Annotated in this window: 12 protein-coding genes; 6 read left to right on the forward strand and 6 right to left on the reverse strand. The window is 73.6% G+C overall.

The window, feature by feature from the left end; translation table 11 throughout:
- The first annotated feature begins 128 nt into the window (after positions 1-128).
- Entirely contained in the window at positions 129-1,400 is a 1,272-nt protein-coding gene (locus AB0F29_RS23580) for an ABC transporter substrate-binding protein (protein WP_361875122.1), read from the forward strand.
- Between the two features lie 39 nt (positions 1,401-1,439).
- On the opposite strand, the gene AB0F29_RS23585 is transcribed toward AB0F29_RS23580, so the two are convergent.
- Together AB0F29_RS23585 and AB0F29_RS23590 are read right to left on the reverse strand one after the other, a co-directional pair.
- Positions 1,440-3,167: a hypothetical protein gene (locus AB0F29_RS23585; protein WP_361875125.1), complete on the reverse strand. Its 1,728-nt coding sequence runs from the start codon at positions 3,165-3,167 to the stop codon at positions 1,440-1,442.
- 187 nt (positions 3,168-3,354) lie between these two features.
- A complete protein-coding gene (locus tag AB0F29_RS23590; RefSeq protein ID WP_361875127.1) occupies positions 3,355-4,737 on the reverse strand; it encodes a transcriptional regulator in 1,383 nt (460 codons plus the stop codon).
- Positions 4,738-5,027: 290 nt separating this feature from the next.
- On the opposite strand from AB0F29_RS23590, the gene AB0F29_RS23595 reads away from it, so the two are divergent.
- The 3 genes from AB0F29_RS23595 to AB0F29_RS23605 all read left to right on the forward strand — a co-directional run bounded on the left by AB0F29_RS23595 (position 5,028) and on the right by AB0F29_RS23605 (position 8,284).
- Complete coding sequence (locus AB0F29_RS23595) at positions 5,028-5,714, forward strand: bifunctional DNA primase/polymerase (RefSeq protein ID WP_361875758.1); 687 nt, start codon at positions 5,028-5,030, stop codon at positions 5,712-5,714.
- 84 nt (positions 5,715-5,798) lie between these two features.
- A complete protein-coding gene (locus AB0F29_RS23600; protein ID WP_361875130.1) occupies positions 5,799-6,650 on the forward strand; it encodes an ABC transporter ATP-binding protein in 852 nt (283 codons plus the stop codon).
- Positions 6,647-8,284: a transporter gene (locus tag AB0F29_RS23605; RefSeq protein ID WP_361875133.1), complete on the forward strand. Its 1,638-nt coding sequence runs from the start codon at positions 6,647-6,649 to the stop codon at positions 8,282-8,284. Before AB0F29_RS23600 ends, AB0F29_RS23605 begins: the two co-directional genes overlap by 4 nt.
- A 44-nt stretch (positions 8,285-8,328) precedes the next feature.
- Here AB0F29_RS23605 and AB0F29_RS23610 read toward each other — a convergent pair whose 3' ends face one another.
- Together AB0F29_RS23610 and AB0F29_RS23615 are read right to left on the reverse strand one after the other, a co-directional pair.
- A complete protein-coding gene (locus AB0F29_RS23610) occupies positions 8,329-9,222 on the reverse strand; it encodes an alpha/beta hydrolase (protein ID WP_361875136.1) in 894 nt (297 codons plus the stop codon).
- Between the two features lie 644 nt (positions 9,223-9,866).
- Entirely contained in the window at positions 9,867-10,559 is a 693-nt protein-coding gene (locus AB0F29_RS23615; RefSeq protein ID WP_361875138.1) for a metal-dependent transcriptional regulator, read from the reverse strand.
- Between the two features lie 221 nt (positions 10,560-10,780).
- Between AB0F29_RS23615 and AB0F29_RS23620 the strand changes: the two genes are divergently transcribed.
- Entirely contained in the window at positions 10,781-11,536 is a 756-nt protein-coding gene (locus AB0F29_RS23620; protein ID WP_007454120.1) for an SIS domain-containing protein, read from the forward strand.
- 209 nt (positions 11,537-11,745) lie between these two features.
- On the opposite strand, the gene AB0F29_RS23625 is transcribed toward AB0F29_RS23620, so the two are convergent.
- The gene (locus AB0F29_RS23625) at positions 11,746-13,215 is read right to left on the reverse strand and encodes a PAS domain S-box protein (protein WP_361875141.1); all 1,470 of its coding nucleotides are present in this window, start codon (positions 13,213-13,215) and stop codon (positions 11,746-11,748) included.
- 493 nt (positions 13,216-13,708) lie between these two features.
- On the opposite strand from AB0F29_RS23625, the gene AB0F29_RS23630 reads away from it, so the two are divergent.
- Positions 13,709-15,193 carry a phytase gene (locus AB0F29_RS23630; protein WP_361875144.1) on the forward strand — a complete coding sequence of 495 codons (1,485 nt, stop codon included), beginning with the start codon at positions 13,709-13,711 and terminating at the stop codon, positions 15,191-15,193.
- A 276-nt stretch (positions 15,194-15,469) separates the two neighbouring features.
- Here the strand turns inward: AB0F29_RS23630 and pdxH are convergent, their stop codons facing one another.
- Positions 15,470-16,114: a pyridoxamine 5'-phosphate oxidase gene (pdxH, locus tag AB0F29_RS23635; protein ID WP_361875761.1), complete on the reverse strand. Its 645-nt coding sequence runs from the start codon at positions 16,112-16,114 to the stop codon at positions 15,470-15,472.
- Positions 16,115-16,171 lie beyond the last annotated feature (57 nt).

Consider the following 16,171-nt stretch of genomic DNA (forward strand, 5'->3'; position numbering starts at 1 on the left):
TGCACGGTCGTCGATCGTACGTTCCTTCACCGCGCCTCCGCACGGGCCCCCGTAATTCACCTGGACGTCACCGTGCGTTGAGAACGGCACACCGCGCCGTTACCCGGGGCCCGGAAGGGTCCTGGTCCATGACCGGACGGCGACGCCTCACCTTTCCCCGCCCCTTCCCGGGCGTCATCAGCGCGGCGGCGGCGGGGGCGGTGCTGCTGTCCGGCTGCGGCGTGCTCCCTGGGGCCTCGGGGGGGCCCAGGGAGCCCGTCACCGTGATGACGTGGGCGCCCGACCGGTCGGAGGACATCAACGCGGTGAAGATGTCCGGGGTGCCCGCCATGGCGCAGACGTACGCGCGCTGGGTCAACGACACCGGCGGCATCGACGGGCGCGAGCTGAAGGTGGTCGTCTGCGACGAGGGCGACACCGCGCTCGGCGCGGAGCGGTGCGCGCGGGAGGCCGTCGAGAAGAAGGTGGCCGCCGTCGTCGGCTCGTACAGCCGCCACGGCCAGAGCTTCATGCCGGCGCTGGAGGCGGGCGGCGTCCCGTACATCGGCGGCTACGGCGCCTCCACCGAGGAGTTCAGCAGCTACCTCTCGTACCCCGTCAACGGTGGCCAGCCGGCGCTGCTGGCCGGGCACGGACAGCAGTTGGGCCGCAGCTGCGAGCGGGTCTCGCTGGTGCGGCCCGACTCGATCGGCGGCGATGGCATGCCGCCGCTCCTGAACAACGGGCTGATGGCCGCCGACCGGCCCGCCTCCACCGACATCCTGGCCCCGCTGGACGCCACGTCCTACGACGAGCAGGCCGCGCAGGCGCTGGAACGGTCCGACGGCGGCTGTGTGACGGCGGTGCTCGGCGCCCGTACGGAGACGTTCTTCGACTCCTTCCGCCGCCTGGAGCCGGACGGCGAGCAGGTGAGGATCTCCTCCGTGCTGGGCAGCGTCAGCCAGCCGCTCATCGACCGCACGGGCGGCCCGAACAGCCCCTTCGAGGGCGCCTACGTCACCGGCTGGTACCCGGACGCGAGGAACGCGCGCTGGAAGGAGATGCGCGAGGTGGTCGGCAAGTACGCCTTCGGGGACAACCGCATCGACCCGGACGACACCGCCGTGCAGACGACCTGGATCGCGTACACGGCGCTGCGGGCGGCCGTCCGGGCGATCGACGACGAGAAGGTCACACCGGGCCGGGTCGTGGCCGCCCTCAACCGGGGCGTCGAGGTCGACACCGGCGGCCTGACGCCGACGCTCCGCTGGCGCTTCGAGGACCTGGTGGGCACGTTGAGCTACCCGCGCATCGTCAACACGAAGGTGACGTTCCAAGTGGTTCGCGAGGGCCGGCTCACCGCCCAGAGGAAGGGCTTCGTCGACGTCTCGGACGCCCTGACGGACGCCCCGCGCAGCTAGAGCCTCTCGTTCGGGATCGGGCCGGGCCGGGCCGGGGGCTCAGAGCTCGGTGACCCCGTGCTTGGTCAGGCCGTACTTCGCCGCGATCGCGTTCCAGAGCTTGGACGCCTCGCGCTTGGCCTGGGTGGCCACCCCGCTCTGCTGGTTGGCCTTGGCCGTCTCGCTCGTCGAGCGGGCCTGGCCGCCCTTGCAGACGGACTTGTTCTTCTTGGCCTGCCGCGCCCAGGTCGCGTAGTGCTCGTCGGCCGCCGCCGATGCCTTCCACGCCCGGTTCAGCGAGGCGGTCAGCTCCGCGTTCCGCGGGAGCTTGTCCACGGTCAGCCCTTCGAGCCGGGTCACCAGGTCGCGGCGCTGCTGGGCGGCGCCCTTGAGGTCGGTGTTGGCCCGGTCGAGGTCCTTGCAGGACTTGATCTTCTCGACCGCGCTGATCACCGCGGCCCGGCTGTCGTTGCTGTCGGCCAGCAGCTTGTCCAGCGCCTCGGCCTGCGGCTTCGCCGGGTCGGGTGCCGCCTCGGCGGTGGGCTCCGTGGCCGCTGGTGAACTCTGCGAGGCGACCGGCTGCTTGTCGTCCTCACCGGGATCGTTGCCGCCGCTCAGCAGCGCGCCCGCGCCGAGTCCGATGACGGCGCAGCCCACGACGACCGCGGCGATCAGCGGAACATGCGCGGACCGCCGGCGCGGGGCGTCGCCGCTCGGCCGCGGGGCCGGCCCGTCCTGCTCCGCGCGGCCCTGGAAGCCCTGGAGGCCGGACTGGTAGCCCCCGGGCGCCTGCGGCGGCAACTGGCCGCCCTGGGGCCCCCGCTGGGGCTGCTGGGGCTGATGGGGCTGCTGGGCTTGCTGGGGCTGATAGCCCTGCTGCTGGTACGGGGGCGGGGGCTGCTGCCCCGCGTCGAACTGCGGCATCTGCTGCGTGGCGCCCGCGGGTCCCTCGGAACGGAACAGGTTGTCGAACTCCGCGGGCGGCTGCCGGTCCCCCGGCGCGCCCGGCCTGATCCCGTACGGGGCCCCTCCGGGCACCGGGGGTATGTACTGGGTCGCGTCGGCGTCCCCGCCGCCCTGCACGGGCCCCACGGGGCCGGGACCGCCCGGGACGGGCGCGATGTACTGCGTGGCGTCGGCGTCCCCGCCGCCGCCCTGCACGGGCCCCACGGGGCTGGGACCGCCCGCGACGGGCGCGATGTACTGCGTGGCGTCCGCGTCCCCGCCGGGAACACCCTGACCGCCCTGACCGCCCCGGGCGCCCGGCCCTGCCTCCGGCGGCAGCGGCTGCGCGTACGGCTGCGGTTGCGGTTGCTGAGGCTGCTGGTTCTGCTGGTGGGGGTACTGCTGCGGGTACGCGCCGGGCTGCTGAGGCTGCTGGTGCGGCAGCTGCTGAGGGAGCTGGTGCGGCAGCTGCTGAGGGAGCTGCTGAGGCTGCTGGTAGGAGCCGGGCTGCTGAGGCTGCTGGTACGCACCCGGCTGCTGGGGCTGCTGGTACGCCCCGGGCTGCTGGTACGCCTCCGGGCCCGGCGACTGCTGCGCGGGCGGCAGGGGCTGCGCGGGCGGGTAGCCGTAGCCCGCGTCCGGCTGCTGCTGCGGTCCCGGCGGCCCCCACTGTCCGCCCCACGGCTGCCCGCCCGCGGGCACCGTCTGCTCGCCCTGCTGCCCGCCCTGCCCGGGCGCCCCGGGGGTCAAGGGGGCTCCGCCGTCGGCAGGCAGCACGACACCCTCGTGCGCGGGTCGTGCGGCGGGGAGCTCGTGCTCGCCGCCCTGTCCGCTCTGCGTCACCAGGACTCCTACGTGTGAACCTACGGAACCGTCGGCTCACGCTATCGGGTGGCCACCCGCCTCCGCCAAGCGCGTGGTGCCCCTCACGACCCCTTCACAGGGCCGGTAACACCCCGCCGCCCCGCGACGCTGTTAACGGCCGGACCGTCACGCACACGGCCCGGACCGCATCGGCGACCCCGTGCCCTCAAGCCGCCTGGAGCTCCAGCCGCTCGCCGAACTCCCGCACCGCGGGCTCCTCCCCGTAGGGCACGAGCCGCTGCTGGAGGTCGTCGAGATATTCGGCGCCCCGGCTGGAGCGCACCGTCGACAGCAGCTCCATCGCCCGGGTGCCCGTGTGGCACGCCCGCTCCACCTCCCGCTGCTGCACCTGGGCCGAGGCCAGCAGCACCAGCGCGATGCCCCGGCGCCTGGCCCGGGTCTCCGGCAGCGCGGCCAGCGCCTCCTTCGCCCGCCGGGCCGCCTGCTCCGGCTGCCCCAGGTCCCGGTGGCAGTGGGCCAGTTCGTCCGCGAGGTAGCCCGCGTCGAAGTGCGCGATCCAGCCCGGGTCGTCGCCCGACTCCGGGCTCGCCTGCTCCAGCGCGGCGACCGCCCGACCCGACACCGCGTGGCAGGTCCTGGCGTCCCCGAGCAGCGCGTGCCCCCGGGCCTCCGCCGCGTAGAACATCGCCTGGGCGCGGGGCGTGACGTGCCCCCGGGCCCCTTCCTGCGCGGCGCGGGCCAGTTGGGCGATCTCGCGGGGGTTGCCGAGCTGGGCGGCGAGATGGCTCATCGACGCGGCGAGCACATAGCCGCCGTACGCCCGGTCGCCCGCCGCCTGCGCGAGCCGGAGCGCCTGGATGTAGTAGCGCTGGGCGAGGCCGGGCTGGCCGGTGTCGACCGCCATGTAGCCGCCGAGCTCGGCGAGCCGGGCCACCGCGCCGAACAGCTGCCGCCCCACCTGTTCGCGGTACGCCCCCGAAAGCAGGCCGGAGACCACGCTGTTGAGGTAGTGCACGAGCACCGGCCGCACATGGCCGCTGCCGAAGCGGTGGTCGAGGTCGGTCAGCGCGGCGGTCATCGCCCGCACCGCCTCGACGTCGGACATCCCGACCCGGGCCCCCGCCGTCCGCTCGACCTGGACGTCCGGGCCGGAGATCAGCCAGTCCCGGCTCGGTTCGACCAGCGCGGACGCGGCGACCGCCGACCCGGCGAGCAGATCGCGCCGGCCCACGTCGCTGCGCCACAGCTCGCAGACCTGCTCCACGGCCCCGGCGACGGTCGGCGCGTACTGGAGGCCGACGCCGGAGGCCAGGTTCTTGCCGTTGGCCATGCCGATCTCGTCGATCGTGACCGTACGGCCGAGCTTGCGGCCGAGCGCCTCGGCGATGATCCCCGGGGCCCGGCCCCGGGGCTGCTGCCCCCGCAGCCAACGGGCCACGGAGGTCTTGTCGTAGCGCAGATCGAGACCCCGCTCGGCCCCGACCATGTTCACGCGGCGCGCGAGGCCCGCGTTGGAACAGGCGGCTTCCTGGATGAGCGTCTGGAGCCGTTCGTTGGGCTGGCGGGCTACGAGAGGCCTTGCAGCCATATGTCCCCCTGAAGCATCGGTTATGTGCAGTGATCGGTGGAAGGGATCACTGCCCGTCACATACGCAAGAAATGCGCATATTCCATCGGCATTCGGTACGGCCATGGCGCGTTGCTCCGTCGCGGAGGTCCGCGAGCGGCCCTGGGCGGCGGTCCTGGAGGTGGTTACCCGCCCTTCGGTGCGACGCCTCACGCGCGCCCCCACTCGTGCACCGATGCGCCCCGCGTGCGGGTTCGATGCGCCGGGCCCCGGTTCAGGGGAGGCCGTAACCCCAGGTGATGGCCGGAGTTGTGCACGGCGTGGAAGAGCCCATCGGAGTCACGGAAGCCGCACAGGTCCCTCAGCAGCGGGGTGAGCCCCTGCTCGACGCCGCGGTGCGGTATGCGGAAGAGCGTCATTGGGACGTGTTCCCCGGCGCCTGGCTGGAGGCGGTGGGCGGCGGGGAGCGGTGTTCGTGCGGCGACGCCGGCTGCGCCCTGCCGGGGGCCCACGCGGACCGGCCCGACTGGGCGGGCCGGGCGACCGGCAGCGGGGCCGCCGCCCGGCGCATGTGGAGCAGGCAGCCCCGCGCCTCGGTGCTGCTGCCGACCGGCCGGGCCTTCGACGCGCTGGAGGTCCCGGAGTCCGCCGGCTTCCTGGCGCTGGCCCGGATGGAGCGGATGGACCTGACGCTGGGCCCGGTCACCCGCACGCCCGACCGCCGGATGCTGTTCCTCGTGCTGCCGGGCGCCGCCGCCAAGACCTCCGAGCTGGTGCGCGGGCTCGGCTGGAACGCCGAGGCGATCGATCTGACCGGCCTCGGCGAGGGCCACTACGTCGCCGCGCCGCCCACCCGGGTCGGCGCCCGGGGGGCCGTGCAGTGGGCCCGGAGGCCCACTCACGCCAACCGCTGGCTGCCCGATGTGGCCGAGCTGATCAGCCCGCTGGCGTACGCCTGCGCACGGGAGGCGGCCGACGCCCGTACGCGCGTTCCGTAGAGCGCCCGGACGGCGTCTCCAGGGGCTCCGGTCAGGCCTTTCGTAGGGTGGTCCCCATCTATGGGGATATCGAAAGGCTGTGCCATGCCGGAACGGGCAGATGCACGTACGAAGACAGGCGTGGAGACAGACGCGGCGAAGGACTTGCCGGCGGGCGGTGCCCAGGAGGCGCGGCCCGCCGTCCGCGTACAGGGGCTGTGGAAGCGGTTCGGGGATCAGGTCGCCGTCGCGGGGATCGATCTGGAGCTGCCAGCGGGGAAGTTCGTCGGCCTGGTGGGGCCCAACGGGGCGGGCAAGACGACGACGCTCTCGATGGTCACCGGGCTGCTGCGGCCCGACATGGGGAAGATCGAGGTCGCGGGCCACGACGTGTGGACGGACCCGGTCGAGGTGAAGTCCCGGATCGGGGTGCTGCCGGAGGGGCTGCGGCTGTTCGAGCGGCTCTCGGGGCGTGAACTGCTTGCCTACAACGGGCGGTTGCGTGGCCTGCCGGGGGACGAGGTGGACAAGCGGGCCACCCAGTTGCTGGACGTGCTGGATCTCGCGGGCTCGCAGCACAAGCTGGTCGTGGACTACTCGACCGGCATGCGGAAGAAGATCGGGCTCGCGGCGGCGCTGCTCCACAACCCCGAAGTGCTCTTCCTGGACGAACCGTTCGAGGGCGTCGACCCGGTCTCGGCGCAGACCATCCGGGGGGTGCTGGAGCGCTACACCCGGTCCGGGGCGACCGTGGTCTTCTCCAGCCATGTGATGGAGCTGGTCGAGTCGCTGTGCGACTGGGTCGCCGTGATGGCGGCGGGCCGGATCAAGGCGCAGGGCACCCTGGCCGAGGTGCGCGGCGACGCCCCTTCGTTGCAGAGCGCCTTCCTCGAACTGGTCGGCGCGGGCGGCCGGGACGCCGGCGACTCCCTCGACTGGCTGGGCGGCTCCCGATGAGCGTGCTGGACGCCCCGGTCACTTCGGCCGCCCCCGCGGCGCCGGTGACGGGCCTGACCCCGATCTTCGTCCGGCTCAAGCTGACGCTGCTGCGCAACGGACTGCGGCAGTCCTCCGGGCGCAAGGCGGTGTTCATCACCTCCCTGGTCTTCACGCTGCTGCTCGCCGCGGGTCAGGTGCTCGGCCTGGTGCTGCTGCGCGGCAACGAACACGCGGGCACCGTCGTGGTGCTGCTGACCGGTGTCGTGGCGCTCGGCTGGGCGGTGCTGCCGCTGTTCTTCCCCAGCGGTGACGACACCCTCGACCCGACCCGGCTGGTGATGCTGCCGCTGCGGCCGGAGCCGCTGATCCGGGCCCTGCTGGTGTCCTCGATGATCGGCATCGGCCCGCTGTTCACCCTGTGCCTGGTGGTCGGTTCGGTCATCGCGTCGGCGCACGGGGCGGCGGGCGCGGTGTTCGCGGTGCTCGCGGTCCCGCTGACGATGCTGCTCTGCGTGGCGCTGTCCCGGGCGGTGGCCACGGCCAACGTCCGGCTGCTGAACTCCCGCAAGGGCCGCGACCTCGCGGTGCTCAGCGGGCTGGTGATCGCGGTGGGCATCCAGTTCGTCAACTTCGGCGCGCAGCGGCTCGGTCGGGCCGGCGGGCTGTCCGCGCTGGAACCGGCGGGCGACGTGGTCCGCTGGCTGCCCGGCGCCTCCGCCGTGGCGTCGGTGGACGCGGCCTCGGACGGCGCGTACGGGGTCGCCCTCGCCCAGCTCCTGATCACGGCGGCGGCCCTGGCGGCGCTGATGTGGATGTGGCGGCGGACCCTGGTGAGGCTGATGACCTCGCCGGACGGTTCGACCCTGGCGGCGGCGGAGCCGGCCCGTGAGGAGTCCGGCCGGGGCGGTCTGTCGGCGCTGTTGCCGGAGGGCCGCACCGCGACGGTGATGCAGCGCGGCCTGCGGTACGTGGCCCGGGACCCGAAGACCAAGGCGGCCTGGGTGACGGCGCTGGCGGTCGGGGCGATCGTGCCGCTGCTCAACGCGGTCCAGGGCACCGGCTCGGTCTACTTCGCCTGCTTCGCGGCCGGGATGCTCGGCATGCAGATGTACAACCAGTTCGGCCAGGACACCTCGGCCTTCTGGATGGTGGCGCTGACGATCTCCTCGCCCCGGGACGCGTACGTCGAACTGCGGGCGCGGGCGCTGGTCCTGCTGCTGCTCACCCTGCCGTTCACGCTGATCGTCTGCGCGGTGACGGCGGCGGTGATCGGTGACTGGCAGGCGCTGCCGGGGGCGCTCGGCCTGTCGTTCGCGCTGCTGGGCTCGATGCTGGCGACGGGCGCGGTGGCCTCGGCGCTGTTCCCGTACTCGATTCCGCAGGAGGGCGCGTTCAAGAACGTGGCGCCGGGGCAGGGCGGCCTGGCCTGGATCTCGATCCTCGGCGGCATGGTGGCCGCCGCGCTGCTGGCCGCGCCGGTGATCGTGCCGACCATCTGGATGCACGTCACGGGCCGCCACAACGCGCTGTGGCTCCTGGTGCCGGGCGGGCTCGCGTACGGGGCGCTCGTCGGGTGGGCGGGGCTGCGGATCGCCGCGCGGCGCACGGCGGCCCGGCTGCCGGAGATCCTGGCGGCGGTCAGCAAGGGCTGAGCCGCCGACGACTTCGGCTACGGCGGCTACGGCTACGGCTACGGCTACGGGGAGACCGGTTCGCGGTCGTCCCGGTTGTCCTCGGCGACCTGTTCCAGGAAGGGTTCGACCGCGGCCCGCCAGCCCTCCGGCTGGTCGTAGTGGACGAGGTGGCCCGCGTCCACCACTTCCGCGTACTGGCCGCGGGGCAGGACCCGGACCATCTCCTGGGCCTCGGCGCGGCCCAGCTCCCCGTCGAGGCCGCGCAGCACCAGGGCGGGGCACTGGACCTGGGCCAGCTCCTCCCAGTGGGCGTCGAAGACCCAGGTGGCGCGGGTGCGGAGCATCTGGTGGCGGGAGAAGACGGGGCGCCAGCCGTCTTCCCGCTCGGCCATCACCTCCGCGTAGAACTCGCCGCGGGAGGGGTTCGGCCGCTCCACCCAGGGGTCGTCCTCGCCGAACCACTTCCGTACGTCGGCGAGGGTGGCGAAGGGCAGCGGCCAGGAGTCGAACCAGTCGCTCCACTCGCGCTGGGAGGCCGCCCCGAGGGCAGAGGCCCGCATGTCGCAGACGACGAGGGCGCGGACGAGGTCGGGGCGCTTGGCTGCGAGCTGCCAGCCCGTGAGCGCTCCCATGGCGTGGCCGACGACGGTGACGGGGCCGAGACCGAGCTGTTCGATCGCGGCCTCGGCGTCGGAGACGTAGGCGTCGCGGCTGTAGGGCCCGTCGGCGGGCTTGTCGCTGCGGCCGTGGCCCCGCTGATCGAGGCCGACCGCGCGGTGCCGTTCGGCCAGCCAGCGGGCGGTCGGGGCCCAGTGCGAGGCCCGGCCCATCAGCCCGTGCAGCAGTAAGACCCCGGGCGCGGTGTCCGCCTCCGCGCGCCCCTTGGGCGGATCGGCGAACTCCCATGCCGCGAGGCGTACGCCGTCGGTTCCGGTCACATCGATGCGCCGCACCATAGTCCTGGCACCCCCTTCTGGTCCTCGATCACCGTGTGGTCGCACCCCGCCAGACTATCGAACACTTATTCGAAAACGAGTTCCGCCACCGAAGACCCCACGTTCGAGTGACACCGGTCAAGGATTGATGCCGACCGGCCTGGGGAGATCTTCAGCGGGAGGCGGGCCGCTCGGGGACAGGGGCCCGCGGGAACTGACCTTGAGAGCTCGGGGCTCCGGGTCAGCACAGGGGAGGAACGGCCCCGGCGCCTTCGGGCGCCGGGGCCGCCCCCTGTCCGGGCACCCGGCCCGACACCCTCGACAACGATGGCAGGCCGCGGCGCGAACGGCCCCGCACCTGCCGGGGTCAGGGCATTGCTCAGGACATTCCTCAGGGCGTCGAGAAGCGCGCCGGGCACCGTGCGGTGCGCGTGTTGGTACGACGGGCGCATTCCCTGCTCCCTCCCCGACCGTGCCGGCCGGAGCCGGCCGACACCCTCAGGTCCTCTGCCTGGCCTCAGCCTGGCATGCGACGCGTCCGGCCGCTGGCATTCCGGACGGAAATCGGCGAGCGCACATCACGGTTGTGTTGCCGCGGCCGACGCACGGCCGGCCACCGGGCCGATACCGGTCGCCGAAGGCGTCAGCACCGGGCGGCAGTCGGGTCAGCGCTTGGCGACGAAGACGTGCGAGGCGACCTCGGAGTCGAGCTCGGCCGCCTCCCCGCTGGAGCCGACCAGCACCCCGCCGGGCGACTCCGTCACGCTGACGACGGACCCGGGCTGCACCCCGGCCCTGCGCAGCGTGTACATCAGCTGGGCGTCGGTCTGGATCGGCTCCCCGATCCGGCGCACGACCACGGTCTTGCCCTCCGTGCCCGGGTCGAGCTCGGCCAGGCTCACCATGGAGTCGTCCAGGAACGGGTCGGCCCCGGCCTTCTCGCCCAGCTCCTCCAGGCCCGGGATGGGATTCCCGTACGGCGACTCCGTCGGGTGACGCAGCAGCTCCAGCACCCGCCGCTCCACCGCCTCGCTCATCACGTGCTCCCAGCGGCAGGCCTCGGCGTGGACCTGCTCCCACTCCAGGCCGATGACGTCCACGAGCAGACACTCGGCGAGCCGGTGCTTGCGCATGACGCGGGTGGCGAGGCGGCGGCCCTCCTCGGTCAGCTCCAGATGGCGGTCCCCCGCGACCTGGACCAGTCCGTCGCGCTCCATGCGGGCCACCGTCTGGCTGACGGTCGGACCGCTCTGGTCCAGCCGTTCGGCGATGCGGGCGCGCATGGGGACCACGCCTTCCTCTTCCAGTTCGAGGATGGTGCGGAGATACATCTCCGTGGTGTCGATCAGTCCGGACATACGTGCCCCTCGATGCTGTGACTAGAAAACGTCGTGCGATGGCCCTGCACCAATTCTGACGCATACCGCCGACAACCGTGCCGCCCCGGTGGAAGACGGGGGGAAGTGCGTGCGGCCGGGGTCACAAGGCGCTATTGACAGTCCACTGGTCCAGACCGCAACGTGATCGGCGGCACCGGCATTCCCGCACCGCCCCACCCCCCGTCGAAAGGGCTCCCCCGATGAGCGACAGCAAGCTGGCCGGTCAGTTCTTCGATGCGGCGATCGGCCTGCTGACGCGGGTGCGGGACGAGGAGGCGGACAGCATCGCCGCCGCCGGCGCGGCCGTCGCGGACACCGTCGAGTCCGGCGGCAGGCTCTTCGCCTTCGGCGCGGGCCACTCCTCACTGGCCGCCCAGGACGTCGTCTACCGCGCGGGCGGCCTGGCGCTGATGAACCTGCTCACCGTGCCCGGCGTGGTCGGCGTGGACGTCATGCCCGCCACGCTCGGCTCGGCGCTGGAGCGGGTCGACGGGCTCGCCTCGGCCGTCCTGGACTCCAGCCCCGCCACCGCCGGGGACCTCCTGGTGATCGTCTCGCTGTCCGGGCGCAACGCCCTGCCGGTCGAGATGGCGCAGAACGCCCGCGCTCTCGGACTGAAGGTCATCGGCCTCACTTCGGTCGCGTACGCGGAGAGCACCCGCTCCCGGCACGCCTCGGGCGGCTTCCTGCGCGACCACTGCGACATCGTCCTGGACAGCAAGATCGCGATCGGCGACGCGGAGCTGACGGCCCCCGGCGTCGACGCCCCCTTCGCCCCCGCCTCGACGGTGGTGACCAGCGCGATCATGCAGGCGATGCTGGCCGCCGCCGTCGAGCAGCTGGTGGCCCGGGGCGTCGAGCCGCCGATGCTGCGCTCGGGCAACGTCGACGGCGGCCACGAGTGGAACGGCCGGGTCATGACGGAGTACCGGGACCGGATCTTCTACCGCCACTGAGCGCCGGCCGTCCGGGCGTACCCGCCGGGCAGGAGGTACCGCCCTCGCGGGCCTTCCGCACGGACACGTCGTCCAGGTAGGCGGGAGGGGTCACTCACCCGGCGGCCGAGAGGTTCCCTTCTCGTGCGCGGAAAAGACCAGGGCGAGACCACGGGCTCCCGGCCCGCACGGCCGTCGGTGCCCTGAGGGGCGCGGAGGGTTCGGGCCCCTCAGGGCCGTCGCCGCACCGCCCGCGCCAGGTCGACCGCTCCCGCGACCCGGGCCGCCACCGTCTCCGCGTACGCCGCGTCGGGGCGCTCGAAGGCGGCCCGGTTCGCCGCGCGCAGGAACGTCAGCGCGCCCAGCGTCCGCCCCCGGCTCCGGAGCACGGTGCACAGGGCGTGGGCCGCGTCCCCGGGCCAGCGGCGCTCGGTCGCCCACGCCGGCCCTCCCGAGGCCCCGGCGCCCGCGCTCGTACGGACCGAGCCGGTGCGCTCGACGGCCTGGAGGGCCGGGTGCCCGGGGCCGTAGCGGACGGGGATCGAGCCGCCCGCGACCAGCAGACACGGGCCGGGCCCGTCCGAGGGGGTCCCCGCGGTACGCACCAGGCGTCCGCCCGCCGCCGGATCGCCCGGCGTCGGATCGCCCGGCGTCGGATCGCCCGCCACCAGGTCGACCAGGACGTGGTCGGCGAACCCGGCGAGCGCGAAGTCCAGCAGGGCGGTCGCCGCCTCCATCGGGTCCTCGCACTCGGAGGCCGTACGGGCGGCCCGGTGCAGCTGGCTCGTCCGGAACCGCAGCCGGTCGGCCTCCTGCTCCGCGAGCTTCGCGGCGGTGACGTCCCGGAACAGCCACCCCACCCCGAGCGGGACCGGTTCCTCCGTCAGCGGCGAGGCAAGCCGCAGGAACCCGCTGCGCCAGCACCGGCGCCGTTCGCCCTCCGCCGTCCGCAGGGTCACCCACAGCTCGGCCGGGGCGGTCGGAGCGCCTTCGGCGAGCACATGGTGCAGGGCCGCCTCCAGCTCCTCGACGCCCTGGACCACCAGTTCGCCGAGCGGACGGCCGAGGAGAGTGCTGCGGCCCCCGCCGAGCGCACGGGCCGCGTACGCGTTGACGACCGTCGGACGCAGGTCGACGTCGACCAGGACCACGCCCCAGGACACGTCCTCCAGCAGCGCCTCGCTCAGCGCGATGGCCCGCTCCAGGTCGATCTGGGCGTGCACCTCGCTGAACGCGCAGTAGACCCCGGCCGGCTTCCCGTCCGCGCCGCGCACCCCGGCGGACTGGGTCCGCACCAGCACCCGGCCTCCGTCCTTGCGCAGCAGCGCGAACTCGTGCACCTGCCGCCCCGGCGCGTCCATGGCCGACATCAGCCGCGCCCGCACCTCGTCCGCGTCGGACCTGCGCACCGCCCAGCCCGCGAAGCCGTTGCGTCCCACGGCCTCGTGCGCCGTCCAGCCGAGGACGCGTTCGGCCTCGCGGTTCCAGTGGGTGACCGTGCCGGCCGCGTCGAACGCGCAGAGCGCGGCGTCCATGCCGTCGAGCAACGCCGCCAGCAGTTCGGACCCGGGAGGCTCACCGGGTGCGCCGCCCTCTCCCGCCGGGGACCCGGGGTCCGCGGAGCGCCCGGGGGGCCCGCCGCCGGGATCCTCGTCCGGCCCGAGCTCGTCGGTGGTCCCGCTGCTGCTGAAAGCACCCACTCCACACCCCCCGCGACACGTGTCGGCCGTTCTCCCACGCGTCGCCGCGTGTATTGCCGCACGTCAGACCATTCAACTCGAACGTGACCCAGCGCACATCAACTTCGCCGAAAATCGTTTCCCCACCGGTGGGCTCCCCTCGCTTCCCATCGCTTTCGCGCTACACCGCGAGCGAGCACGGCCGGGCCCCGTCGATCCCTCCTGCGCGGGGAGTTCACCGGCACCACGGCGGTGCGTGGTGACGACGTCACACGGAGTCCACCGGCCCCGCCCATCCTTGGGTCGCCCTCGCCCTCGCTCTCGCACCCGCCTTCGGTCTCGCACCCGCCTTCGGTCTCGCGCCCGCCCTCGGGTCGTCTTCGCACGTCTCGGGTCACCCCGGGCCGCCCCGGCACGCCGGGGACCCGGCCGCTCCAGGCCCGCACAGCCCCTCCCGCCCGCTCTGCCGCTCCCAGCCCCGCTCCTCCGACCCTCGACCGCAAGGAGCCCCTCCGTGACGCCCTTCCGCACCGCACGCCCGACGGCGACAGCGACAGCGACGACGACGACCGCCCTAGTCGTCTGCGCCGCGCTCGCGACACTCATCGCCGCCGCGCCCGCACCCGCCGCGCCCTCGGTGCCCGCCGCGCCCTTGGTTCCGGCAGCGCCCTTGGTTCCGGCCGCCCGGCAGGGCGGCCCCGGGCCGCTGCCCGCCGTCACCCCGCGCGCCGAGACCCCCACGCTGTACGACGACGAGCAGGGCGGCAACGCCAACGCGGACGACCCCGCGATCTGGCGCAATCCCGCCTCTCCGGACGACAGCCTGGTGATCGCCACCGCCAAGGAGGGCGGGCTGCGGGTCTACGGTCTGGACGCCCGTCCGGTGCAGTCGCTCCCCGCGCCTCCCGCGCCCGGCCCCGACGACGCCCCGGGCCGCTTCAACAACGTCGACCTGGTCCACGGACTGCGGCTGTCCCGGGGCGGGCCGGCGGACCTGGCCGTCACCTCCGACCGCGGCCACGACCGGCTGCGTATCCACCGCATCGATCCGTCCCGGCCGGGCGGCCCGCTGACCGACGTCACCGACCCTGCCGCGCCCCGGGTGTTCTCCGCCGATCAGGACGAGGTCAACGAGCAGGCGACGGCGTACGGCCTGGCCACCTGGACGGACCGCCGCAGCGGCCGCTCGTACGCCCTGGCCAGCCGGCGCAACCGCACCTCGGTCGCGCTGCTGGAACTGCTCCCGACCCGGTCCGGCACCGTGACGTACCGCAAGGTCCGGAGCCTCGACCTGCCCGCCGTCTTCCGGCTGCCCGACGGCACCTCCTGGACGCCGTGCGGTGAACCGGGCGAGCTGCCCCAGGTCGAGGGGATGGTGGTCGACCCGGCCGACGGCACGCTCTACGCGGGCCAGGAGGACGTGGGTATCTGGCGGATGCCCGCCGACCTGCGGGGGAAGCCGGTGCTGGTCGACAAGGTCCGCGAGTACGGCGTGCCGGGGACGTACGACGAGGAGAGCGAGGAGTGCGCCCCCGGTGAGGACCCGGGCTTCGGCGGCACGCGGATCTCGGCCGACGTGGAGGGGCTGACCCTGCTCCCCGAGCGGAACGGCGACCGGTATCTGCTGGCCTCCAGCCAGGGCGACGACACCTTCGCCGTGTACGCCCGCCGGACCGACCGCGAGAAGGGGTCCGGTCGTGAGAACCGGGCCGGTCGTGAGAACGGGGTCCTCCCCCGGTACGCGGGCGGCTTCCGCGTGACGGCGGCCTCGGCGACGCTCGACGGGTCCGAGGTCTGCGACGGCGCGGCGGTGCTGAACGCACCGCTCGGCAGCCGGTACCCGGGCGGCCTGCTCGTCGTCCAGGACGGCAGCGCCACCCCGGCGCAGGACGGACGGGAGGCCACCGGCTTCAAGTTCGTCGACCTGAGGAAGGTCCGGGGAGCGCTGGGCCTCACGGGCGCCGGGGGAAAGACCGGCGCGGAGAAAGTCACCGGATAAATCGGTTGAACCGCGATCCGGGACGCTCCTAGGCTGTGGGCACACAGGAAAGGAGGTGTTCAAGAAGTGATTTCTTCTCGGACTCGTGAGGTGACTGCGGGCTGACGCCCGTCGTCGCACTCTTTCTGCAGTGCAGGCCGGACGCCGGCCAATCCCAAGCAGTCACCGACCCGCAGGCTCGCCGGTAAGTCCGGCCGGCTCCTCTGTGCACGGAGGAACCAGAGCCTGCGGGTTTCTGCGTTTCCCGGCCCCCGCAAAGCGCTCACGGCGGCGGGATCACGGGCAGAGCCGCTCCACGCGCCACTTTCCGGCGCCCGGCTCGTCGCCGCCCTCCCTCACGTACCGCAGCCGGTCGTGCAGCCGGTTCTCGTGCCCCTGCCAGAACTCGACCGTCTCGGGCACCACCCGGAAGCCGCCCCAGTGCGGCGGGGCCGGGACCTTCTCGCCCTCGGGGTAGTGGGCGGCCAGCTCCTCGTACCGGCGGATCAGCTCCTCGCGGGAGCCGACGACGGTGGACTGGGCGCTGGCCCACGCGCCGAGCTGGGAGCCGTGCGGGCGGGTGCGGAAGTAGCCCACGGTCTCCTCGCGGGAGGTGCGCAGGGCGGTGCCGGTGACGATGACCTGGCGGGCCATCGGGTGCCAGGGGAACAGCAGCGAGACATACGGGTTGGCGGCCAGCTCGCGGCCCTTGCGGGAGTCGTAGTTCGTGAAGAAGACGAAGCCCCGCTCGTCGTACTGCTTGAGGAGCACGGTGCGCGAGGACGGGCGGCCGTCCGGAGCGGCGGTGGAGACGATCATCGCGTTGGGCTCGTGCAGCACCCCGCCGACGGCGACCTGACGGAACCAGCGGGCGAACTGGTCCATCGGATCGGGGCTGAGGTCGTGCTCGGTGAAGTCCTCCGAGCGGTACTGCTCGCGCATCGCCGCCGGATCGGTGGTGCAATCGTCGGGGAGGGATCCCGAAGAATCTTCTGGTGT

Origin of the sequence: Streptomyces sp. NPDC026589 (assembly GCF_040638385.1) — a bacterium.
Classification (GTDB): domain Bacteria; phylum Actinomycetota; class Actinomycetes; order Streptomycetales; family Streptomycetaceae; genus Streptomyces.

What these genes read in the sequence shown, in the direction of transcription:
- AB0F29_RS23580 (WP_361875122.1), top strand. Translation starts at nt 129, where the DNA reads ATGACCGGACGGCGACGCCTCACCTTTCCCCGCCCCTTCCCGGGCGTC.
- AB0F29_RS23590 (WP_361875127.1), bottom strand. Translation starts at nt 4,737, where the DNA reads ATGGCTGCAAGGCCTCTCGTAGCCCGCCAGCCCAACGAACGGCTCCAG.
- AB0F29_RS23600 (WP_361875130.1), top strand. Translation starts at nt 5,799, where the DNA reads ATGCCGGAACGGGCAGATGCACGTACGAAGACAGGCGTGGAGACAGAC.
- AB0F29_RS23605 (WP_361875133.1), top strand. Translation starts at nt 6,647, where the DNA reads ATGAGCGTGCTGGACGCCCCGGTCACTTCGGCCGCCCCCGCGGCGCCG.
- AB0F29_RS23610 (WP_361875136.1), bottom strand. Translation starts at nt 9,222, where the DNA reads ATGGTGCGGCGCATCGATGTGACCGGAACCGACGGCGTACGCCTCGCG.
- AB0F29_RS23615 (WP_361875138.1), bottom strand. Translation starts at nt 10,559, where the DNA reads ATGTCCGGACTGATCGACACCACGGAGATGTATCTCCGCACCATCCTC.
- AB0F29_RS23620 (WP_007454120.1), top strand. Translation starts at nt 10,781, where the DNA reads ATGAGCGACAGCAAGCTGGCCGGTCAGTTCTTCGATGCGGCGATCGGC.
- pdxH (WP_361875761.1), bottom strand. Translation starts at nt 16,114, where the DNA reads ATGCGCGAGCAGTACCGCTCGGAGGACTTCACCGAGCACGACCTCAGC.